The sequence below is a fragment of the Shewanella sp. LZH-2 genome (assembly GCF_016859145.1).
Classification (GTDB): domain Bacteria; phylum Pseudomonadota; class Gammaproteobacteria; order Enterobacterales; family Shewanellaceae; genus Shewanella; species Shewanella xiamenensis.
Map to the genome: position 1 here is coordinate 3,885,029 of NZ_CP069350.1, position 21,862 is coordinate 3,906,890.

Below are 21,862 nucleotides of genomic sequence, written 5' to 3' on the forward strand. Positions count from 1 at the left end.
GCCAATTCGATTGGCCGTTTTTATTTACTCTGCATAACCCCAAAACGCCCACCAATTCATCACTCCAAATATTCACAAGTTGTTATTTAAAGTAAGTAACCAAGAGAAATTAGGCATTATTTCTATAACGTAAATTATATACCGTCCTAAATTTATCATAACAATCATTTCTTAAGCCTAAATTTTCCTCAGGGGAAAAGAGTTTAAAATAATGATCAAAATACCTACCATCACTTCGTAAATCACCTTTCCATGGATAATTGTTAATCGTTCTAACCAACAACTCCCTAAATAACACATCATTTAATTCAGTAACTAATGTATCACATGCTTTAGCTGCTTCCTGCACAACAATAAGGCTTAATTTAATCGGCTTTTCTAAATACTCACCATACTCATCCAAACCTAAAGATAAAGCATTATTTGAACCAAAAAGACCAGATCTATGTACAACACAATGCCTTAATTGCCCAACAAAGTCATAATCACTAAATGCTGAAATTAATTCAGGAATTTTATTGTTATTTAAATTGATACCAGTGATATTCTTTATAGTTTCCTTAATATTAGATGCAGAATGAAATGAATAATCCTCCATTATCGCTTCTGGTAACATAACTGCTTGATGGTGAACAGCGGCACCATAGGTTACTTTTTGATTATAACTTTTAAACTTAGAATCATCATCAATCAATAAAATACGTCTCAGCAGACATCTCATATAACTTTCTACTGAAGAAATAAAACCGAGAATCAGAAGGTTAGATAACTTATTCCACTCTTCACTACCACTTGCTGCTAGTGAAACATAATTCCCAGATTCAGGTTCCAAAATAAAACAGCCGAGTAACTTTTTATATGTAAGAATATTATTTTTATAAATATCAATAGGTGATTTACTAGATTCTTGATAAGACACATCAAAAACATTATGAGTGCGTATAGTAGTTGTACTTCTAGCACCAGATATAGAGAACAAAAATTCTAATTTAGCCATTAGTATAAAAACTCATTTGTCCAAGTGTTAATCTTATTCACAATTTTTTCTGCGTATTTAGGTCCAACATACTTAACCTTTTTCAATATCTCGATGGTATTGTCAGATATCAAAACATCCTCGACAGTTTTAAACCCACAGATATCGATAACATTAAGTTGAAATTCAGTAAATGGCAGTTCACAAAGTTTCTTCTTCATGCACTCTTTAAAAATTGAGCCATCAACTAATTCGCGACCACAGATATGACAAAATTTTTGACCTTCAGCAATACGAGCTGTACCGCAATTAACGCATGCTGGTAAATCAATCTTAATTCTAGCTAAAACATCTTCTGAAACTATACGATTAAACTTCCTTCTTATAGGATGTTTTTCTGATGGACCACTTAACACATTCACTATTTGATTAACATTAAAACCTCGACTCTTTATCAGGGCCTTTTCTTTTATAAGCAAAGCCAAATGTGGGACAAATCGCCTTAATTTTCGTTCTTGCCCATGAGAAACCATAGACATTTCGAACAATAAACCAGCCTCAATCAAAAATTTAATCATCCTTTCGGCTTTATCGTCAACATCCTCTATCCCTACAATTATATTCTTCTTAAAATCATCTCCTTTTTTATCATAGTTCTCATAATTAAATTCCTTTACAGAATTTATCAAACCAAATAAAAAATCATTACCTACATTAATAAAACTTCCATACTGCTTTATTTTCCCAGAAATGGATAAATATTCTTCAATGATATTATCACATCTAGATTGAATTATTGAGTTAATTCGCTGTTGTTGGTTTTTACCTTTATCAAATTCAACAAAAGAACGAATTAATGTTATATAAGACCTAGGGATTCCAAATGATGCAAACATTAAAAATTTTAATATAGCTTCATCTATATTTAATTCATTCTGAAACCTACGATCAATTATAGTATTCATAAAAGGTATGTAGTCTTTATCTTGAACGTCCATCCAAATTGAGACTTGTTCAGCATCTTGACCTACATGGAAACGAGGACCATATTGAGTAGTGCCAGGATAAACCGAAGCCTTTGGAGATATTTTAACTGACTTTATACTTCTAAAAATATCGAAAAACTCAATCATATAGTCACGAGTTAATGTTAACGCTGCATCATCTAAAAATAAAACTGCTCTTTTCCTACCATTCTTTTCAATCGCTCGATGTATTAAATCTTGTGTAATAGATATATTTATTGTAGATATAATTTCATTATAATTTTCTTCATATCGATTTAATTCCATATCTTTTATAAATCGAAGTAAATTATCTTTATTTAAAAAATCATATTTATATTCAACATCAAAATTATCAATTACCGCATAAGATATTTTACACAAAACCCAAGCGTGAAAGATGTCTAATGCATTAGATCTATCATGCAGATAAGTCTCTAATCTCAAATAGTGATTGAATGTTATATAAATTGGCAAAGGTAGTTTTTCGTCATTAATACAGGTATTGTATGCGCATCTCATTTGATGCGTTTTCCCTGTACCTCTCGGGCCAGTTATTAATTTAGCACCTACTTGTATTAACTTTTTCTGAATATACTTAAAGTGTTCACTGTTTGCCGTCCAGCTCAGCAATTGCTCAACGCTTAAATAGTCAGCCCGCTCTTCGTATTCGCTACTATCAAAAAATGATAGATCTATCCCTAACTGCTCGGCCATAAGAGGATTCCCTTTACATATATTATAAATGACTGTATTATATCCCTAATTTTATAAGGTTACCATAGAAAGTGGTCGAGTTAAATCAATACTATACCCCTGAGGTTACAAGCTTTTTCCTTGCAGCACAGCTTGAAATAAAGCACGTAAAGACCTGTCTAGAGCTAAGTGCAGGTGAAGGCGCACTTATAGAACCGATAAAAAAACTCAACCCTTCGATAGAATTTACTACAGTAGATTTAGATCCTAAAAATACAGCAAAACTAAGAAAAAAATACCCGAAAGATATCCATATCTGCAAAGATGCTTTAGACTTAAATTTGGGTATAGAGATTAATTCTTATGATTTAGCGATATGTAACCCTCCTTTTGCATATGTTTTTTTTAATGAAATAAACAATCAGTATATTGACAGTTGTTACTTAGACTTATTTAAGAACTCTAAAAAAGTAAGAACCGAAATATTATTCATACTAAAGAATCTTTTGTATATAAAAAAAGGTGGAACATTAGCCATCATTGTGCCTGATCTAATTTTTAGCTCTTATACTTTCTCTAACTTCAGAAGAGTTCTTTTCTCCGAAAACAGCCTAATAAAGATAATAGAATGTGAGCATAAAATCTTTAAAAAAACTGAAGCTAAAACATATATATTATTCATTAAAAAAGAAAAGCCTAAAAATTTAAATGAATTTATACCTTACATTAAAATATCACAAACTGGTATTCAGCAGCATAATTTTTTAGTAAGTTCTACATTTAAAATACTAGAAAACAAAAACTTAAAAAACTATATAATTTTCAGGGGCTCAAATTCAAGTAAAGAGTGCAGAGCTACAAATAGACCGTTTCATCATAACTACTCCTATTTGGAAGACTTTTCTGAAATAGCTTACCCTTTTTTAGAAAATGATAAAGTTGAAAATTTTAAATATGCCATACCAGGGGACATATTGATTCACCGTGTTGGAAGAAATATAGGAAAAACAGTTTATCTAATTGATAGTGAAGTAATTATTAGTGATTGCATTATTGCAATTCGTTTTAAAAGCAAAAAAATGCGTAAAAGTTTTATTAATGCATGGGTTAAGAGAAAGCAAGACTGGATAAAAAATAACTCAAAAGGTACTTGCGCTAAAAACATCTCAATTCATGATATCAGAAACTTTATAAGCTCCATATAACAAGAATGATTTAAGTAGGTGACACGATTTAGAGAATGTTTGTCTTCCCCAAAACACTACACCACTCTCAATGGTTACACCAAAACTGGCATTGTTGCACCAGTGACCTTCTAAAACATGGATGTTTTAGCAGAGCTTACAGGGATGTATTTACAGCGAGTCACTGGTGTAACAGTGCGAAAGCCTGCGGCAGGCAATTAGCAACACTCTATTATCAGCGACTTATAAAGCTAATTAGCAGCTCAATCTCAGCAGAATTAAAACTAACCAATAAAAAAGCGAACCGCTAAGGGTTCGCTTTTCATCAAACGTTAGACCTGAATAACGTACTATTCAGCCCTTATTCGTAGTCTGATAACGGCACACATGCACAGAACAAATTACGGTCGCCATACACGTCATCAATACGGTTCACGGTTGGCCAGAACTTGTTAGTACGCACTGCGGCACTTGGGAACACGGCCACTTCACGGCTGTATGGGCGTGAATCGAACGCTGGGTCCATAATATCGGCCATAGTGTGTGGCGCGTTGTGCAGCGGGTTGTTGTCCGCTGGCCACTCGCCCGCTTCAACCTTAGCGATTTCGGCGCGGATGGACACCATAGCATCGATAAAGCGGTCCAGTTCAACCTTAGACTCAGATTCGGTTGGCTCAATCATCAGCGTGCCCGCTACTGGGAAGCTCATGGTTGGCGCGTGGAAACCGTAGTCGTTCAGACGCTTAGCGATATCCATTTCGGTCACGCCAGAGGCTTCTTTGATTGGACGCAGGTCGATAATACATTCGTGCGCGACGCGATCGTTACGGCCACGGAACAGTACTGGGTAGTGTTCAGACAGCTTCTTCATCACGTAGTTAGCGTTTAACAGCGCAGTTTGAGTCGACTTTTTCAGGCCGTTTGAACCGAGCAGCTTAATGTACATCCAGCTGATTGGCAGAATGCCCGCACTGCCGTATGGCGCTGCCGATACTGCACCGTTGTTATCGCTTTCGCGGCCTGGTTTCACCACTACGTGACCCGCGACGAACGGCGCTAAATGCGCTTTCACGCCGATTGGGCCCATACCTGGACCACCGCCGCCGTGTGGAATGGCGAAGGTTTTGTGCAGGTTAAGGTGCGATACGTCGGCACCGATAAAGCCTGGTGAGGTTAAGCCAACTTGGGCGTTCATGTTGGCGCCGTCCAAGTACACTTGACCACCGTGCTGGTGCACAATGTTGCAGATTTCGCGGATAGATTCTTCGTACACACCGTGGGTCGATGGGTAAGTGATCATGATGCAAGACAGGTTTTCTGCCACTTCGGCCGCTTTGGCCTTCAGATCTTCTAAATCCACGTTACCTTGCTTGTCACAGGCAGTCACAACCACTTGCATGCCGGCTAATTGCGCCGATGCAGGGTTAGTGCCGTGGGCAGATTGTGGGATTAAGCAGATGTTTCTGTGGGCTTCGCCACGAGACTCGTGGTATTTACGAATCGCCAGCAGACCCGCGTATTCTCCCTGTGCACCAGAGTTAGGTTGGATACACACGGCATCGTAACCTGTGACATTCACTAACCATGAAGACAGTTCTTCAATCAGTTGAGTGTAACCCTTGGCTTGATCCAGTGGGCAGAATGGGTGCATGTTAGCAAATTCTGGCCAGCTGACAGGGATCATTTCAACCGCAGCGTTTAACTTCATGGTGCATGAACCCAATGAAATCATTGAGTAGTTCAGTGCTAAGTCTTTGCTTTCGAGACGCTTGATATAACGCATCATCTCGGTTTCGCTTTGGTAGCGATTGAAGGTTGGGTGGCTTAAAATCGCATCTTCACGCACTAAAGAAGCCGGAATCGATTGGCTACCTTGCGCCACGATTTGCGCGTCTAATGCGGCAACGTCTAAGCCATGGCCAGCACCTAAAATCACATCGAACAGCGCTTCGATATCGGTGCGGATAGTGGTTTCATCTAAGCTCACGCCGACGATGCCGTCAGCATCGAAACGCAGGTTCATTTCAGCGGCCAGCGCACGAGCATTGACTGCTGCAACGTCTAAGCCTTTGATGCTGATGGTATCGAACCAAGTGTTGTTCACTAAGCTCACGCCTTTAGCTTGTAAGCCAGCGGCTAAGATATCGGTGAAGCGGTTAATGCGTGATGCGATAGTTTTCAGGCCTTGTGGGCCGTGGAATACGGCGTAGAAAGACGCCATGTTCGCTAACAGAATTTGCGCGGTACAAATGTTTGAGTTGGCTTTTTCGCGGCGGATATGTTGCTCGCGAGTTTGCATCGCCATACGCAGTGCGCGGTTACCACGGGTGTCCTTTGACACACCGATGATACGGCCAGGCATTGAGCGTTTGTGCTCGTCACGGGCCACGAAGAAGGCCGCGTGTGGACCACCAAAGCCCATCGGCACACCGAAACGCTGCGCGCTACCGAAGACCACGTCGGCGCCCATGGCACCCGGTGACTTGAGTAACACTAATGCCATGATGTCGGCAGCAACAGTCACAATCACGTTTTTCGCGCGTAATTCGGCAAATAAGTCGGTGAAGTCAGTGATTTGACCGAAACGGTTTGAATATTGGAACAAAGCACCAAACAGCTCATGGTTTACGGCTTCATGGGCAGGACCTACCACCACTTCAAAACCAAAACACTCAGCGCGGGTTTTTACGACGTCTAAGGTTTGTGGGAATACGTCATCGGCTACGAAGAAGATGTTCGCTTTTTTGGCTTTAGACACACGCTTAGCCAGCGCCATCGCTTCGGCGGCGGCGGTCGCTTCGTCCAGCAATGAAGCTGAGGCTAAATCTAAACCGGTTAAATCCATCGACACTTGTTGGAAGTTTAGAATGGCTTCTAAACGGCCTTGAGCGATCTCTGGTTGATAGGGCGTGTACGCCGTGTACCAACCTGGATTTTCTAAGACGTTACGTAAAATCACATTAGGCACTTGGGTACCGTAGTAGCCCATACCAATGTAGCTTTTGAAGACTTGGTTTTGCTTGGCTAAACCACGAATGTAGGCCAAACCTTCGGCTTCGCCGCAGGAATCACCAATGCTCAACTCTTGGCTTAAACGGATCGACTCAGGCACGATTTGCGCGGTCAGATCGTCCAAAGACTCAGCACCAACGTAGTTCAACATTTCTTGTTGTTGGCTGCTATCTGGGCCGATATGGCGACGTAAGAATAAATCGTGCTGTTCTAACTGAGTGAGGGTTTGCTTGGTCATGATAAACCTTGTTCCAGATTTGCCGTCGCTCAGGACTGTAGGGTACTGATAAACGGGCTATTGTTATGTCAAACTTGCGCTAAAACAAACGAAGCCCCTGAGGGCTTCGTTAGCGTCGACGATTATTCTTCGTCGATTACAGCTTGGTAACCTTCTGCATCGAGCAGAGCGTCAACTTCTGATTCATCAGAAGGCATAACGCGGAAGAACCAGCCTTCGCCGTAAGCGTCGCTGTTTACGAGCTCTGGAGAATCTTCCAGTGCTTCGTTCACGGCAATCACTTCACCAGAGATTGGCGCGTAGATGTCAGAAGCCGCTTTCACTGATTCCGCCACTGCACAGTCGTCGCCCGCCGTGACAGTGTCACCCACTTCTGGCAGCTCAACGAAAACCATGTCACCTAACAGCTCTTGAGCGTGCTCAGTGATACCCACAGTGTAGCTACCGTCTTCTTCCTTGCGGATCCATTCGTGTGAAGAGGCGTATTTCAGTTCTGTCGGAATATTGCTCATTGTTCTTGTTCCTTGTTCCGTTTTTTTAAAATGCTTGTTTACCGTTGCGCACAAAGTTTGGCGCTACTACTCTAACAGCCACGCGCTTTTTACGCATCTCGACTTCCGCCGTATCCCCAATTGAACTAGGAACACGCGCCATCGCAATAGAATAGCCCAATGTAGGTGAGAAAGTACCGCTAGTGATCACGCCTTGCTGCTCAACACCCGCTGCATCGGTGAAAAATACTGGCATATCATGGCGTAACACGCCTTTTTCTTCCATCACTAGACCGACTAATTTATCGGTTCCCGCATCGCGCAGGGCTTCAAGTGCCTTACGACCAATAAAGTCACGGTCGGTTGGCTCCCATGCGATGGTCCAGCCCATGTTGGCGGCAAGCGGGTTGATGGTTTCGTCCATATCTAAGCCGTAGAGGTTCATACCGGCTTCGAGACGTAATGTATCGCGGGCGCCTAAACCACAGGGTTTAACGCCTTGATCTAACAGTGCTTGCCACAGGGCTTCGGCTTCCGCTTCTGGAACGATAATCTCGTAGCCCGCTTCACCCGTGTAACCTGTGGTCGCAATAAACAGAGAACCCGCTTGCTTACCGAAGAAAGGCTTCATACCTTCAATCGCAGCATTTTGCTCGCTACTGAATACGGCGGCGGCTTTGGCCTTAGCGTTAGGCCCTTGAACGGCGATCATCGCCAGCTCAGGACGCTCAGTCACTGTGACATCAAAACCTTGGGATTGTTTAGCGATCCAGGCTAAGTCTTTTTCGCGGGTCGCGCTGTTAACAACAACACGGTAGAAAGTGTCGGTGAGGTAGTAAGTGATTAGGTCGTCGATGATGCCGGCATTGTCATCTAACATGCCGCCGTATAAGGCTTTACCAGGAACTTTAAGTTTGGCCACATCGTTGGCGAGCAACTTACGGAGGAATGCACAAGCGTCGGTTCCGGTCACATCAACCACAGTCATGTGGGACACGTCGAACATACCTGCGTCTTGACGCACGGCGTGGTGTTCTTCGATTTGTGAACCATAGTTGAGGGGCATATCCCAACCGTGGAAGTCGACCATCTTAGCGTTTGATTCTAAGTGCTTGTTAAACAGAACAGTTTTATTAGCCATTGTTATCCCTTTTTTGCGGCCTTCTTCAGGTCTCTGCCTAGCGTAGGGTGATACAAATCCGGCTAAATATCTGGCTAATCGGCATTTCACTTCCACGATGCATCAATTTGAAAGGGGTTCTTTCGGTCTCAATGCGTCTGTCACTGCAACGCCTGATTCGCTCTGAATTAATCAGATATTTATCGTGATTGGTATAAGTACTAGGGTCTAAAATGCGGCGAAATTATACCTTGCGTCACAAATTTGTATACAGGAGATTTTTCTAATCCGAAGCCAGTGTCATTAGATTTTCTCATCTTCAACATGTAATTTTTTTACATGCGAAAGCGAGATTTGCGCAGCTTGCAATCAAATCGCTGATAATTGCGGCAATTCTGATCACATTAGCGCAACCGAGGCTAGCGACATAACTTGGGCAGCGACGACTTATTACCCATGGCCTGTTGCATGAACACTGTTTTCAGCCCAGCGACATTATCGACAAGGTTGAGTCCCAGATCGCGAATGGCCTTTTTAACTGGGTTTGAACCCTCGAACAGGCGCTTAAAGCCTTCCATCGCCGCGATCATCTCCATCGCATCGGCCTTGCGCCAACGCTCTAGGGCGCGCAGCTCGGCATAATCACCGATATCCTTACCCGCTTGCTGCAATTCGCTAACCACTTCGATAATGCTAGCGGCATCGAGGAAGCCAAGGTTTACCCCTTGGCCCGCTAATGGATGAATGGTGTGGGCAGCGTCCCCCGCGAGCACTAAACGGTGGCGGGCAAAATGGCGTGCGTAGCGCATCCGCAGTGGGAAGGCTTGGCGTTCACTCTCAAGCTTGCAAATCCCAAGGCGACCGTCGAAGGCGGCGGTAAGATTGCGCTCAAATTGCACTTTGTCCATTGCCAGTAATTCAGTGGCGCGCTCGGGCGGCACTGACCAGACGATGGAGCAGAGGTTGTCTTCATATAATGGCAAGAAGGCCAGCGGGCCATCCTGCAAAAACACTTGGCGAGCGGTGGCGAGGTGTGGCATTTCACTGCGAATGGTCGCCACGATCGCATGGTGACCATAATCCCAGAAGGTTAACGGGATCTTACATTGTTCACGCACCCAAGAATTGGCACCATCGGCGGCAATCACAAGTGCGGCGCTGACACTTTCTATTTCAGCACCATTGGCGAGAGTCAACCAAGCTTCACGCTCGCCAAAGGCGATACGCTCTAAGCGTTGGTTTTCGATATGGGTGATATTGTCAAATTCACTGGCACGCTTGGCTAGGGCGTAGCTGATGGCATCATTTTCGATAATGGCACCAAGACTCGTTTCACTGATGCTACTGGCATCGAAGGCGATTTTACCAAAGCCGTCTTTATCCCATACCGCCATTTTTTGATAGGGCGTCGCACGGCTGGCATCGACATAGTGCCAAGCGCCAAGATGCTCGAGCAAACGTTGGCTCGCCTTGTTGATAGCACTGACACGCAACCTTGGCTCGCCGCTCACGGCTTGGGTACTTTGGGCATCGATCACGACGACATTCAAGTTGGCCTGCGCCAATCCTATCGCGGTGGCGAGTCCCACCATGCCGCCACCCACAATGGCAATGTCATAGGCTTGTGAACTTAACATGGGTACATCCTTTTCGCGTTGCGATACCAGTAATGATTATTTCCAGCCCATCGCCTTCTGCGCGACGGGGGTTTTCAGTGGCGGGAACCAAGATAACAGACGCAATCCCAGATTACGCCCAAGGGCCAAGGGCCAGTATTGGTTAGAGAAGCCACGGACTAAAAATTCAATATTGCGAATAGTGCTGTTTCTATCCGCCTCACGGGCCTGCAAATAGCCATGGGTGACGGCGACACCGCCAATATCCTCACCCTGCTCTCGCGCAGTGTTGAGCACTTCAAGCAAGCTCACCACATCCCGAAGGCCTAAGTTAAATCCCTGCCCCGCAATCGGGTGTAGCGTCTGCGCCGCATTACCAATAAACACACATCTATGGTGAATTGGCCTTGGCATGTAGGACAGATTTAACGGATAAGCATGGCGCTCGCTGACATCGATAAACTGGCCGGCGCGATAACCAAAGGCTTGCTGCAACGCAGCCAAAAACTCAGCTTTAGGCGCGGTGAGCATCGCTTGCGCGCGGTGATTATCGAGTGCCCAGACGAGGGATAAACGCGGCTGGCCTTGGCTATCTGCCATCGGCAATAACGCCAGTGGGCCAGTCTCGGTAAAGCGTTCATAGGCCCAATGTTGATGCGGCTTATCGGTTTGTAGATTGGCGATAATCGCAGTTTGCTCGAACGCCACTTGGGTAATGGGCAGATTAAAACTGCTGCGCACCTTAGACTGCAAGCCATCGGCGGCGACCACCAGCTTGGCACAAATCCGCTCGCCGGAATCCAGCACCAGCGTGTGGCTGTCGATATCGGGAATTAACGCTGACAGTTTGGCAGGGCAATAGCGCTTAACCTGAGTTTTGTTAAGCTCGCTAAACAGCACTTGGCCGACCCTTTCCAGCTCGACCACTTGCCCCAGCGCATCTAAATGGAACTGACTGGCGTTGAGTTCCGTCATGCCAAAATGACCGCGATCGGACACATGGATATCTTTGATTGCCGTGCCTAAATGCGCCAATTTTGGCCATAAACCTAAACGGGATAACTCGAAGATAGAACCATGGGCAATGGCGATAGAACGGGCGTCAAAACCGGGGTGATTGTTATCGGGAAGATGCGCCTCAATTAAGGCAATTGATAACGGTTTTTCAGTACCAGACAAACGAGCCAAAGCTAACGCGAGGGTCGCACCCGCCATGGCGCCACCAACAATGGCAATATCGACATTTTGAACTGAATTATCCATGTGCTCTGCTACCGTCATGGGGTTCTCATTCAAGCTATGGCATGGCTAAAAGCGTTGCGCCATCAGGATGTTAGATTTGAAAAACAATAAAAGGCGGAATCGCTCCGCCTTTCTCTTTTAGGGATTAATGGATCACCGCGGCATCGTCACTCTCTTCGTGGCTCGGCTCTGGGCCAAACTCGGAGTAACACAAAATCGCAGCAATGCGCACAAATTCCAGCAATTCAATATACGCGGTTTCCGACTCTTCATCGTCGGTGACATCGAATTCCACTTGGGCGATATCGGCCAGATCTTTAATCACTTCACGCACTTCGGCGGAGGCTTTATTGAGCTTAGGCTGGATAATCGCAATGCCCGTTAAAAAGCTTTGCGTCCAAAGCGATAGCGCCTCAACTCGGTGACTGAGGGATTCTTCCTCTTCGGGAAGCAATGGCATAAAACCAAAATCAAAGTCACTCAAACGGGCAACCGAGTCTTGGAACAACTCACACACCAATTGATGTAAAGGTGCGGGTAAAGGCTGACCATCGTTCATCAGGTCAAATAACGGTTTAATCCACAAATCACCGGTTTGATCTACACCACCGCAGATTAAACCCACAAGAGCACCGTGAACTTCCACGGGATGCTGACCAATTTCAGCCGCATCGAGGGCTATTTTTAAGCTTTCGATACGTAACGAAGGAGGGGTCGCCATATCAGATTCCAATCAGAATTTTCCAGCAGCAATGCTAGCAGAGTTAAAGACTTGAACCAACTCTGATCCGGCATTCTTAGGGTTGAAGATAAAAATTCCGGCAACTGCTCACACAAGCAGCAAACAAAACGGCGAATGTGCAATCCATCAGCGGCTTACCTTGCACTTTTAATATCAGCCCTATATAGTCCGCCCTATCGATGCCAACGAAAGGATCATCTTCGAATGAGTAACAGTGCAGTTGAAATCACCCTGCTGGGGCGCACCTACTCTATCGCCTGTCCGAAAGGTCAGGAAGATGCCCTACGTGTTGTGGCTCAAGGGGTTGAGCAGCAACTCACCACCCTAAAAAATCGCACTAATAGCTTAAGCCGCGAAGAAATTGCCATTATGGCGGCGCTGAATATTGGCCACGAGTTGTACCAAGAAAAGCAAAAGAATAAGCATTATATGAAACAAATGGATGACCGCATCAGCCTGTTGCAGTCAACCTTGGAAAACGCCTTAGTTGAGCGTTCAACCAAATAGTTTTAGACTGTGCACTCGACTCGGTGCCAAGCACCATCTATCTGAGAAGAGTTGCACAGTGAATGGCTAACTGGCCTATACTTTTTTAAGCCAAACGATTAGCGATTCAATACCGTTTTTGCTCCCTGGGATGCAGGCCAACTGGTAATGTCCCTGTGCCGATAATTTTGATCTCAGGGTGAATGCTTTACTGACATTGAGCATGCTCGGCTCGTACCGAGAAGCCTTAGGAGGTAATCATTTACCCGCCTTGAACCTACGGTTCAAGGGCTACACCGGTAGCGGCATTCTGGGGAGCATCTTATTTATGTCTATCACTTCACCTGTCTCGAATACTTCGGCCCCAACAGTCAAGGGGCCACACGGCACTCAGCCTGAAATTGACACCAAGTCGCTAAGTATAAATCTAAGCCCAACTCTCAGCCGCGCCGAATTACGCAAACAAATACGTTTGGCACGCCGCTCGCTTTCGACAGAGGTGCAAACCGAGGCAAGCCTTGCCGCATGTCAGCGAATGCTCGAAAAACTCAGCGCGCTGAAGGCCCAGCATGTCGCGCTTTACCTCACCCACGATGGCGAACTGGCAACCGCTCCGCTTATCGCAGCGCTTTGGCAACAGGGGATTCAAACCTATTTGCCACGGCTGCACCCCTTTAATGCAGGGCAATTATTGTTTTTGCATTACCACGCCGACTCGCCAATGCAGCCGAATCAATTTGGCATTTTAGAGCCACGGCTAGATGTGCGTAACGTTATGCCGATTGAGCGACTCGATGTGGTGATCACCCCGCTGGTTGCCTTTGATATCAGAGGCAATCGCATGGGCATGGGCGGCGGCTATTACGACAGAACGCTAGCTAATTGGCACAGCAAAGGCAGACCACTTCCTATGGGGTATGCCCATGATTGCCAACAAGTACCGAGCCTGCCATGCGAACATTGGGATGTGCCCTTACCCGCCATCATCACTCCAAGCAGAGAATGGGAGTTTTGAATAAAGAAGGTGCTAGGTGCTAGATGCTAGATGCTAGATGCTAGATGCTAGATGCTAGATGCTAGATGCTAGATGCTAGATGCTAGATGCTAGATAACTAGATTCTAGGACCTAGAACCTAAAATCTAGATTTTTCTTTACCTTAAATGCCGCCCACCATCGACATTGTGGCTGCGCCCCGTGACATAGCGGCTCGCCAACAGATAATCCACTAAGGCGATAATCTCCTGATTTCCAGCTTCTTTTGGCAAGATGGCCTTGACTAAGGTCTTTTGTCGATAGGCTTCATCATCACTTGGATTAAAAAGGATCATCGCCGGCGCAATCGCATTCACTTTGACCTCGGGCGCTAATTTAGCCGCAAAGGATAAGGTTAAATTATCTAGCGCCGCTTTACTGGCAGCATAAGCCATGTGCTTGGCACTGCCCTTTTCGACCACATAGTCGGTGAAATGGATAATATCGCTGGCGCCAATCTCACCCTCGGCTCCCGCACGTAATTGCGAGGCTAAGGCTAGGTTTATTTGATAGGGTACGCTCACATGCACCTGCATCATGCGCTGCATCACCTCATGGGGGGCAAGGCTTGGGCTGTTGTCTGGCAACCAGTCAGAGGCATTATGGATAATAGCGCGGATTTTGGGGTATTGGCTCAATTGCTCAATCAGGGTTTGGAGCTGCGCATTATCGTAAAAATCGCATTGGATTAAGGTCGCGCCCAAAGACTGCAACTCATCGATGCTGGGATAATGGCTGCGATAGGTGCCAATCACCTTGTACCCTTGGGCGAGCAAGTGTTTCGCGAGGGCGTAACCAATACGTTTACCCACGCCAGTGATAATAATGGGAGCTGTCATATCCATCCTGTTATTTGCCAAGCACTGATTAAAAGCAAACGCATTTGGCAGATTGTTAATCGCACAATCACGTAATCACACAATCACGTCACTCATCGCAATAGCTTAATGCCTCTAGCCAAGAGTGTATAACAATTAAAACCGTAAACATGTCGATCTAAATGCCTGGCAACTGCGTATACTCAGGGACACACAGTAAGAGGTAGACCTAATGGAACTGCGGATTTTTTTCGATGGCAATTGCCCATTATGTAGCGCCGAAATGCGCCAACTCAAAGCGCGCGATCCCCACGACAGAATTGAACTGGTGGATCTTAATGCTGACAATTTCAGCTCAAGATTCAGCTATATCGATAAAGACTACGCCAATACCATTCTCCATGGCGAAACCGCCTCCGGCAAAGTGCTGCTCGGGCTCGATGTCACCTGCAAAGCATGGGCGCTCACAGGCACTCGCCCTTGGGTACAAGTGCTACGCTTACCGCTTATCAAACCTATTGCGGATTGGTGCTACCTGAGATTCGCCAAGCACAGATACCGTATTTCCTATCTACTGACGGGTAAAGCTCGCTGTGACAGCCAATGCCAACTGCCTAAATAGCGAGACTCAAGATTAAGACCCCCTGTTTAGAGAACAACGTTTAAAGCATAAAAAAACGGAGCCATTCGGCTCCGTTTTCTCATAATTCAGAAGAATTACTTAACGAAATCAACGCCTAGTTTGATATCGCCTTTCAGCGTATCTAACATAGAATCACGGGCGTTAGCTTCGAATGCGCTCACTTCACCGTAAGGCAGTACTTTTTCGATACCGTTTTTGCCTAACAATACTGGTTGAGCGAAGAATTCAGCGTGTTCGCTGCCGCCGTCAACGTAAGCACATTCAACGATGTTAGCTTCGCCTTGCAGACCACGAACCAGAGACATACCGAAACGGCATGCCGCTTGACCCATAGACAGTGTCGCGCTGCCGCCACCGGCTTTAGCTTCAACCACTTCAGTACCCGCGTTTTGGATACGTTTAGTTAAAGAAGCTACTTCTTCATCAGAGAAAGTCACGCCTTCAACTTGAGACAGTAATGGCAGAATAGTCACGCCACTGTGGCCGCCGATCACGTTGATTTTAACGTCAGCAACGTTTAAGCCTTTTAATTCAGCGATGAAAGTCTCAGAACGGATAACGTCCAGAGTGGTCACGCCGAATAAACGGTTCTTATCGTAAACACCTGCTTTTTTCAGCACTTCAGCAGCAATAGCAACTGTAGTGTTTACTGGGTTAGTGATAATACCCACGAGCGCTTTAGGGCAAGTAACAGCCACTTTCTCGATCAGGTTGCGAACGATACCCGCGTTGATATTGAACAGATCTGAACGATCCATACCAGGCTTACGTGCAACACCAGCAGAGATAAGCACAACGTCAGCACCCACGAGGGCAGGCGTTGGATCTTCACCAGCAAAACCTTTGATTTCAACCGCAGTTGGGATATGGCTCAAGTCAACCGCAACACCCGGAGTTACCGGTGCGATATCGTATAGAGACAGTTGAGAACCCGCAGGTAATTGAGTTTTTAACAGTAGGGCAAGAGCCTGGCCGATACCACCAGCAGCACCAAGTACAGCAACTTTCATAGTTATCTCCGTTATTTCTCGGATATGTGTGACATGGATCTAATTTGCGTTGGCGTCACATTACTGGAATGTCACGCTAATTTCAATTATCCCTTAGTCGTTGATTCAAAGATTTACTAAAACAGCGCGTTGCAATGTTGAATATTTACTCTAGTTCAACAAATACATTTATAAATGAATTAGCATAAATTGAGTTAATTGCATTTTTATTCAGTCATTGTGGTTATTTGTTGACAGTTTAACCAAAACTATTCAGAATAAGCCTGTTTTTTTGAATAAAGAATAAGACTATGCAAACGACCAAGAATCAGGATGACCTTGTTAGAATTTTTAAGGCGATTTTAAAAGAGGAGCGCTTTGGCTCCCAGAGTGAAATCGTCACCGCCTTGCAAGCAGAAGGCTTTACTAATATAAACCAATCTAAAGTGTCTCGTATGCTCAGCAAGTTTGGTGCCGTGCGCACTCGCAACGCTAAGCAGGAGATGGTTTATTGCTTACCTGCCGAATTAGGCGTGCCCACTGCGGGCAGCCCGTTAAAGAATTTAGTACTCGATGTTGACCATAACCAAGCGATGATTGTTGTCCGCACTAGTCCAGGCGCCGCACAATTAATTGCTCGTTTGTTAGACTCCATCGGTAAACCTGAAGGGATTTTGGGAACCATTGCGGGTGACGATACGATCTTTATTTGTCCATCTAGCATCCAAGATATCGCCGATACCTTGGAAACCATCAAATCTTTATTCAACTACGCAGAATAAAAAAACAGGTCAGCTTGCTGACCTGTTCTATTTCCACTGTACGCTTTTCAGTCCAGCATCACCCTAATTTCAGGGCTTGTGTCCCACTTACGTTACAGTATTTAGCCGAAACTCCTCAGCCTTAGTAAGCCACACTGATCCTTTGATTGGGATGCGCCGCTTTTTCTGCTTCGTCGAGCATGGCTTTGGCGTAATCACTCACCGAAATCCGGCTGCGGCCATTTGCATCGGTAAAGAAGTTATCACCACCTAAACGGTAAGAGCCTTCGCTTGCACCAGGGTAGATCTCTGCCGCTGGGCTGACAAAAGTCCAATTCACTGTGGTGTTAGCGGCACGAAATGCCTTTAATGCTTCACCTTGAGCCAGAGCTTCATCCTTATAGGCAGGCGGGAAATCTGGGCTTGAAACCAAGGTTACTCCCGGTGCCACTTCTAGACTACCTGCCCCACCGACCCACAATAAACGTGGCACTTTAGCCTGTGGCAATACGGCTAATAGATTATTAACTGTTTTCGCCACTAAGCCGTGATTCTGCTCGGCGCGGCCGCCCACTGAAGCAATTAACACATCCACGCCTGCAAAGGTTTCAGCGGTTAATGGCTGAGTCAGGTCAACACTACGCACTTCTGCCGCCGTTTCACCAAGCTTGCTTGGGTCACGCACTAAGGCAACGACGTCATGACCACGGCTTAAGGCTTCATTTAAAATGGTTCCGCCAATCCAACCTGATGCACCTAATACTGCAATTTTCATTTGATAAGTCTCACTGCTGATTTAAATTGAGACCAGTTTACTTGCGATACTTAGCGTGATAAATATCGATAAATGAGCAGGATTGTTTCAGATTGAGATACTAATGGGTGTAATTATATATGGATAAAATCGCCGCCATGCGTAGCTTTATCGAAGTGGCTAACTGTGGCAGCTTTACTAAGGCCGCAGAACACCTCAATCTCAGTCGTTTACAGGTTTCTCGCCATATTCAAGAAATTGAGCAGTGGCTCAGTTTACGCCTGCTACACCGCACCACCCGCAGCGTTAGCCTGACCTTACAGGGTGAAGAAGCCCTGCAATATTGTCAGCGGGTGCTGAGCGAAGTCGCCGCAATGGAAAGCCGCGCCCATAGTCATAACACTGAATTAGTCGGCAGTATTCGTATTGCCACACCCGTCGGACTTGGGCAGCACAGACTGTTTGATGTGGTCGATCGCTTTATAAAATTGCACCCTAAGGTCAATATTCAGCTGTTAATGTCGGACAGTTTTGCCCAGTTGGTGGATGAGCGGGTGGACGTAGCACTGCGTTATACCGAGCAGCCCGATGACAATCTGATTGCCCGTAAACTGATGAGCATAGATGCCGTGCTGTGCGCCGCGCCCAGTTACTTGGCTCAAGCCGAGCCGTTAACCGTCCCTAACGATCTGCTCAGCCATAATTGCCTTATCCATAGTTCGCAGCAACATTGGCAGCTACTCAAGGAGCAACAGAGTGAGCTGATTAAACCTATGGGGAATCTGATGGCCAATGAAATGGGAGTGCTGGTCAGCGCCGCGTTGCGAGGTCATGGCATTGCCTACTTGCCCTGTGACTTAGCTAATCAATATCTGGCCAGCGGTCAACTGCAAGAAGTGCTCCCCGAATACACGGCGCCAGGCCAAACCCTCTGGGCCGTGTACTTATCTCGCAGTTACCAACAAGCGCTAGTACGCGCCTTTATCGATTTTACCGCTCAGCAATGGCAACTCGATATCAATAAGTGGACAGCGGCGAGCTAAGCCCACAAACAAAAACGCACTGAGGTTTTAAGGCTCAGTGCGTTTAGTCGCGATTTGCGAAGGGTTAATTATCGAATTGCATCAAAAAATCTAAGCTTGGGGCGAAGAAAGAAGAACCCGTCAATGCGCTGGTGAAGTGCATCAAGTGATCGTGATTACCCGCACCATCACCAAACACCATGCTATGGAGCATCTTCTCGAAGTGATCCGGCGTGCGGCAGGTTGAAATAAACATCAAACCTTGTTCTTTGAGCGAGCCGTAAGGCATGCTCTGGCGCAAAATCTCGATGGACTTGCCGTTTTCATCCTTGAGGTTTACCCGCTTGATATGGCTGGTTAATGGCTTATCTTCCGACTCGTATTCGATGTTGTCTTGCTTGGTACGACCGATAATATCTTCTTGCTTTTTAAGCGGTAATCTATGCCACTTACTCAAGTTGTGGGCGTACTTTTGTACGTGAATATAGCTACCGCCCTTAAATTCAGGGTCCTCATCCCCAACCAAGGCGACCTCTTGGCGATGACGCCCTTTCGGGTTTTCGGTGCCATCGACAAAGCCCGTTAAGTCGCGACTATCCATAAATCTAAAGCCGCGTTCCTCTTCGACTAACTCGACTAAGTCTTCGAACATTTGGCTGATTTCGTTGGCGACTAAATGCAAAATGTCGTAACGATCGCAACGAAGATGCACAAACAGATCGTATTCGATAGCAGGCGCCTCGCGGTTACCCGCCTGCATCGCCGGGAAAGGCTTAAGCATTTCGGGGCGAGCATCGGGATAGAGACTGTCCCAATAGTTGGCGCCTATGGCCACAAAACCATTAAATGCACTATCGGAATACTGATCCGTCAACTCATAAATATACTGCGCAACGTTGGCAATACAGGGACGCAATTGCGATTCAACGTTATCGTTGTCGCTCGCATTAAACATCAAATAGACGCTATGTAAGTTTCCCTCTGCACACACACCTAACTGTTCACGCGGCATATTTTGAATATCCATCTGGTTATCACCCTGTTGTCGATTCATTTTCGGCAATATTATCCGCAACTTTACCTGAAAATGACATTAAGTAACGCACAGTTTGTCCGTCTTTGTGATGTAAAGGCCTTTTGAGGCTGAAATATAAAAATTGACGAGGCCATTACGCCTCGTCAATGTTGTCTATTCTGCATTCGCTTCAGTAGAGCAAAACGAGTGATGCGTTAATATCCTGCAGCATAACCATCCTTTCGGCTTTCGGATGCACCGCGGTAAACGCCAGTTTCAGCATTAAAGCCAATGGCTTGATAGCCACCGAAATCACCGAGAACATCGCGAAGCACATGGCCTTTCTTCATCAGCTCACGGCGGGTTTCAACGGGGAAGCCTGATTCAAGGCTCACATAGCCACCGTCATTCATTATCTCCCCCGTAGGCTCAGTCGAACCTGAGTGTAAAATTCTGGGGGCATCACCTGCTTCTTGCAAGTTCATTTTAAAATCAATCAGATTGATAATAATCTGCGCATGCATTTGCGGCTGTGTTGCACCGCCCATCACCCCAAAACTGAGCCAAGGTTTACCGTCTTTGGTCACAAAGGCGGGAATAATGGTATGGAAGGGCCGCTTACCCGGCGCATAGGTGTTAAATCGACCTTCGGTGAGATCGAACATCTGCCCGCGATCTTGCAGCACAAAGCCGAGATCCGGCGGCGTCATACCTGAGCCCATGCCGCGGTAGTTACTCTGGATCAGCGACACCATGTTGCCGTCTTTATCCGCGGTAGTGAGATACACAGTATCCCCATGTTGCAGCGCAGGATTGCCCGCATCGACACTCTTAACCGCCTTGTTTAAATCAATTAACTTGGCGCGATCGTAATTATACTGCTGCGAGATCAACTCTTTTACAGGCACCTTGTTAAAGGCCATATCGGCATAGAATTTCGCGCGATCGGCAAAGGCGAGTTTTTTGGCCTCTACAAATAAGTGCACATATTCGGAACTATTAAAGCCCATGGCGGCAACATCGAAGGGTTCCATGGTTTTTAAGATCTGTAGTGCAGCAATCCCCTGCCCATTTGGCGGTAACTCCCACACATCGTAACCACGGTAGTTGACCGATACGGGTTCAATCCAGTCACTGGTATGGCTGGCTAAGTCTTCATAACTTAAATAGCCCCCTTGAGCCTTGATGTATTTATCAATACTTTTGGCAATGTCACCCTTGTAAAAGGCATCGCGGCCGCCTTTAGCAATTTTCTCATAGGTGTTTGCCAGTGCAGGATTTTTGAAGATTTCCCCTACCGCAGGCATTTTGCCATTGGGCATATAGGTTTCTTTAAAACCGGGGAATTGAGCGAGTTTTTTACCGCTGCCCTCAAGGTAATAGGCAATCAACTCGGAGACAGGGAAACCTTCGCGGGCATAACGAATCGCTGGCGCTAAGTTATCGGCCATTGGTAACTTGCCGAACTTATCGTGCAGTTCGAACCATCCATCCACCGCACCAGGAACGGATACGGGTAGCGGCCCCAAAGGAGGCAAGTAGTCTAATCCGAGGGATTTTAGCTTCTCTAGCGTTAAGGATTTGGGGCTGCGACCGGAGGCATTAAGGCCATAGAGCTTTTTATCTTTCGCGCTCCAGACGATGGCAAATAAATCACCACCAACACCCGAGCCAGTCGGCTCGACTAAGCCCAGCATGGCATTCGCTGCAATGGCTGCATCCACGGCGCTGCCGCCCTGTTTTAATACATCAATCGCGACCTGTGTCGCCAGCGGTTGACTGGTCGCCGCCATTCCGTGGGTGGCATACACTTCTGAGCGCGTCGCAAAGGCTTTACCTGTGATCCTATCCATGGCTAACACTCCCGATGACGACATTGCTGTCGCCACTGTGACTAAGGTACAAATTGATTTTATTGTTTTTATCATAATTCCTCCCACTCTGGAGGAATTAAGGTAACAAGGAAGGCTGAAAATATCAGCAATCTAGGTGTTTTTTACCCAAGTTAAACGTAAGCAAA

Annotated in this window: 19 protein-coding genes and 1 other RNA gene; 7 read left to right on the plus strand and 13 right to left on the minus strand. The window is 45.9% G+C overall.

What is annotated here, in order from left to right:
• Positions 1–109 precede the first annotated feature (109 nt).
• Positions 110–997 carry a hypothetical protein gene (locus JM642_RS17065; protein ID WP_203432215.1) on the minus strand — a complete coding sequence of 296 codons (888 nt, stop codon included), beginning with the start codon at positions 995–997 and terminating at the stop codon, positions 110–112.
• Positions 997–2,697, minus strand: a complete 1,701-nt coding sequence (locus JM642_RS17070; RefSeq protein WP_203432216.1) for a zinc ribbon domain-containing protein — start codon at positions 2,695–2,697, stop codon at positions 997–999. The genes JM642_RS17065 and JM642_RS17070 overlap by 1 nt, the downstream gene beginning before the upstream one ends.
• Before the next feature lie 71 nt (positions 2,698–2,768).
• On the opposite strand from JM642_RS17070, the gene JM642_RS17075 reads away from it, so the two are divergent.
• Positions 2,769–3,881: an N-6 DNA methylase gene (locus JM642_RS17075; protein WP_203432217.1), complete on the plus strand. Its 1,113-nt coding sequence runs from the start codon at positions 2,769–2,771 to the stop codon at positions 3,879–3,881.
• Positions 3,882–4,221: 340 nt separating this feature from the next.
• Here the strand turns inward: JM642_RS17075 and gcvP are convergent, their stop codons facing one another.
• From gcvP to JM642_RS17105, 6 genes are all read right to left on the minus strand, one after another.
• On the minus strand, positions 4,222–7,110 hold the full coding sequence (gene gcvP / locus JM642_RS17080; protein WP_203432218.1) for an aminomethyl-transferring glycine dehydrogenase: 2,889 nt from the start codon (positions 7,108–7,110) through the stop codon (positions 4,222–4,224).
• 122 nt (positions 7,111–7,232) lie between these two features.
• Positions 7,233–7,622, minus strand: a complete 390-nt coding sequence (gene gcvH, locus JM642_RS17085) for a glycine cleavage system protein GcvH (RefSeq protein WP_011071083.1) — start codon at positions 7,620–7,622, stop codon at positions 7,233–7,235.
• 25 nt (positions 7,623–7,647) lie between these two features.
• A complete protein-coding gene (gene gcvT, locus JM642_RS17090) occupies positions 7,648–8,742 on the minus strand; it encodes a glycine cleavage system aminomethyltransferase GcvT (protein WP_037428462.1) in 1,095 nt (364 codons plus the stop codon).
• A gap of 398 nt (positions 8,743–9,140) precedes the next feature.
• Positions 9,141–10,358 (minus strand): FAD-dependent oxidoreductase, encoded by a 1,218-nt coding sequence (locus tag JM642_RS17095; RefSeq protein WP_203432219.1) that lies wholly within the window; start codon positions 10,356–10,358, stop codon positions 9,141–9,143.
• 36 nt (positions 10,359–10,394) lie between these two features.
• Positions 10,395–11,618 (minus strand): 2-octaprenyl-6-methoxyphenyl hydroxylase, encoded by a 1,224-nt coding sequence (gene ubiH / locus JM642_RS17100; RefSeq protein ID WP_037428466.1) that lies wholly within the window; start codon positions 11,616–11,618, stop codon positions 10,395–10,397.
• 106 nt (positions 11,619–11,724) lie between these two features.
• Positions 11,725–12,300: a UPF0149 family protein gene (locus JM642_RS17105; protein ID WP_037414338.1), complete on the minus strand. Its 576-nt coding sequence runs from the start codon at positions 12,298–12,300 to the stop codon at positions 11,725–11,727.
• Between the two features lie 225 nt (positions 12,301–12,525).
• Here JM642_RS17105 and zapA point away from each other — a divergent pair, with 225 nt between their 5' ends.
• The 3 genes from zapA (at position 12,526) to JM642_RS17120 (ending at position 13,822) form a co-directional block, all read left to right on the plus strand.
• The gene (zapA, locus tag JM642_RS17110) at positions 12,526–12,828 is read left to right on the plus strand and encodes a cell division protein ZapA (protein ID WP_011718292.1); all 303 of its coding nucleotides are present in this window, start codon (positions 12,526–12,528) and stop codon (positions 12,826–12,828) included.
• Between the two features lie 119 nt (positions 12,829–12,947).
• Positions 12,948–13,128, plus strand: a non-coding RNA gene (gene ssrS, locus JM642_RS17115) — 6S RNA.
• Positions 13,129–13,135: 7 nt separating this feature from the next.
• Complete coding sequence (locus JM642_RS17120) at positions 13,136–13,822, plus strand: 5-formyltetrahydrofolate cyclo-ligase (RefSeq protein ID WP_203432220.1); 687 nt, start codon at positions 13,136–13,138, stop codon at positions 13,820–13,822.
• A 137-nt stretch (positions 13,823–13,959) separates the two neighbouring features.
• Here the strand turns inward: JM642_RS17120 and folM are convergent, their stop codons facing one another.
• On the minus strand, positions 13,960–14,679 hold the full coding sequence (gene folM / locus JM642_RS17125; RefSeq protein WP_203432221.1) for a dihydromonapterin reductase: 720 nt from the start codon (positions 14,677–14,679) through the stop codon (positions 13,960–13,962).
• Between the two features lie 211 nt (positions 14,680–14,890).
• Here folM and JM642_RS17130 point away from each other — a divergent pair, with 211 nt between their 5' ends.
• The gene (locus JM642_RS17130; RefSeq protein WP_203432222.1) at positions 14,891–15,280 is read left to right on the plus strand and encodes a DUF393 domain-containing protein; all 390 of its coding nucleotides are present in this window, start codon (positions 14,891–14,893) and stop codon (positions 15,278–15,280) included.
• A gap of 95 nt (positions 15,281–15,375) precedes the next feature.
• On the opposite strand, the gene mdh is transcribed toward JM642_RS17130, so the two are convergent.
• Positions 15,376–16,311, minus strand: a complete 936-nt coding sequence (mdh, locus tag JM642_RS17135; RefSeq protein WP_037414331.1) for a malate dehydrogenase — start codon at positions 16,309–16,311, stop codon at positions 15,376–15,378.
• Between the two features lie 290 nt (positions 16,312–16,601).
• On the opposite strand from mdh, the gene argR reads away from it, so the two are divergent.
• A complete protein-coding gene (gene argR / locus JM642_RS17140; RefSeq protein WP_011071072.1) occupies positions 16,602–17,072 on the plus strand; it encodes a transcriptional regulator ArgR in 471 nt (156 codons plus the stop codon).
• Between the two features lie 121 nt (positions 17,073–17,193).
• On the opposite strand, the gene JM642_RS17145 is transcribed toward argR, so the two are convergent.
• Entirely contained in the window at positions 17,194–17,826 is a 633-nt protein-coding gene (locus tag JM642_RS17145) for an NAD(P)-dependent oxidoreductase (RefSeq protein ID WP_203432223.1), read from the minus strand.
• Positions 17,827–17,945: 119 nt separating this feature from the next.
• Here JM642_RS17145 and JM642_RS17150 point away from each other — a divergent pair, with 119 nt between their 5' ends.
• Positions 17,946–18,848, plus strand: a complete 903-nt coding sequence (locus JM642_RS17150; RefSeq protein WP_203432224.1) for a LysR family transcriptional regulator — start codon at positions 17,946–17,948, stop codon at positions 18,846–18,848.
• A 64-nt stretch (positions 18,849–18,912) separates the two neighbouring features.
• Here JM642_RS17150 and JM642_RS17155 read toward each other — a convergent pair whose 3' ends face one another.
• The gene (locus JM642_RS17155) at positions 18,913–19,854 is read right to left on the minus strand and encodes a Dyp-type peroxidase (RefSeq protein WP_037414323.1); all 942 of its coding nucleotides are present in this window, start codon (positions 19,852–19,854) and stop codon (positions 18,913–18,915) included.
• Positions 19,855–20,057: 203 nt separating this feature from the next.
• Complete coding sequence (gene ggt, locus JM642_RS17160; RefSeq protein ID WP_203432225.1) at positions 20,058–21,770, minus strand: gamma-glutamyltransferase; 1,713 nt, start codon at positions 21,768–21,770, stop codon at positions 20,058–20,060.
• Between the last annotated feature and the right edge of the window lie 92 nt (positions 21,771–21,862).

What these genes read in the sequence shown, in the direction of transcription:
- JM642_RS17065 (WP_203432215.1), bottom strand. Translation starts at nt 997, where the DNA reads ATGGCTAAATTAGAATTTTTGTTCTCTATATCTGGTGCTAGAAGTACA.
- JM642_RS17150 (WP_203432224.1), top strand. Translation starts at nt 17,946, where the DNA reads ATGGATAAAATCGCCGCCATGCGTAGCTTTATCGAAGTGGCTAACTGT.
- gcvP (WP_203432218.1), bottom strand. Translation starts at nt 7,110, where the DNA reads ATGACCAAGCAAACCCTCACTCAGTTAGAACAGCACGATTTATTCTTA.
- JM642_RS17095 (WP_203432219.1), bottom strand. Translation starts at nt 10,358, where the DNA reads ATGTTAAGTTCACAAGCCTATGACATTGCCATTGTGGGTGGCGGCATG.
- JM642_RS17105 (WP_037414338.1), bottom strand. Translation starts at nt 12,300, where the DNA reads ATGGCGACCCCTCCTTCGTTACGTATCGAAAGCTTAAAAATAGCCCTC.
- argR (WP_011071072.1), top strand. Translation starts at nt 16,602, where the DNA reads ATGCAAACGACCAAGAATCAGGATGACCTTGTTAGAATTTTTAAGGCG.
- ggt (WP_203432225.1), bottom strand. Translation starts at nt 21,770, where the DNA reads ATGATAAAAACAATAAAATCAATTTGTACCTTAGTCACAGTGGCGACA.
- JM642_RS17155 (WP_037414323.1), bottom strand. Translation starts at nt 19,854, where the DNA reads ATGGATATTCAAAATATGCCGCGTGAACAGTTAGGTGTGTGTGCAGAG.
- ubiH (WP_037428466.1), bottom strand. Translation starts at nt 11,618, where the DNA reads ATGACGGTAGCAGAGCACATGGATAATTCAGTTCAAAATGTCGATATT.
- gcvH (WP_011071083.1), bottom strand. Translation starts at nt 7,622, where the DNA reads ATGAGCAATATTCCGACAGAACTGAAATACGCCTCTTCACACGAATGG.
- gcvT (WP_037428462.1), bottom strand. Translation starts at nt 8,742, where the DNA reads ATGGCTAATAAAACTGTTCTGTTTAACAAGCACTTAGAATCAAACGCT.
- JM642_RS17120 (WP_203432220.1), top strand. Translation starts at nt 13,136, where the DNA reads ATGTCTATCACTTCACCTGTCTCGAATACTTCGGCCCCAACAGTCAAG.
- JM642_RS17070 (WP_203432216.1), bottom strand. Translation starts at nt 2,697, where the DNA reads ATGGCCGAGCAGTTAGGGATAGATCTATCATTTTTTGATAGTAGCGAA.
- mdh (WP_037414331.1), bottom strand. Translation starts at nt 16,311, where the DNA reads ATGAAAGTTGCTGTACTTGGTGCTGCTGGTGGTATCGGCCAGGCTCTT.
- JM642_RS17145 (WP_203432223.1), bottom strand. Translation starts at nt 17,826, where the DNA reads ATGAAAATTGCAGTATTAGGTGCATCAGGTTGGATTGGCGGAACCATT.
- JM642_RS17130 (WP_203432222.1), top strand. Translation starts at nt 14,891, where the DNA reads ATGGAACTGCGGATTTTTTTCGATGGCAATTGCCCATTATGTAGCGCC.
- folM (WP_203432221.1), bottom strand. Translation starts at nt 14,679, where the DNA reads ATGACAGCTCCCATTATTATCACTGGCGTGGGTAAACGTATTGGTTAC.
- zapA (WP_011718292.1), top strand. Translation starts at nt 12,526, where the DNA reads ATGAGTAACAGTGCAGTTGAAATCACCCTGCTGGGGCGCACCTACTCT.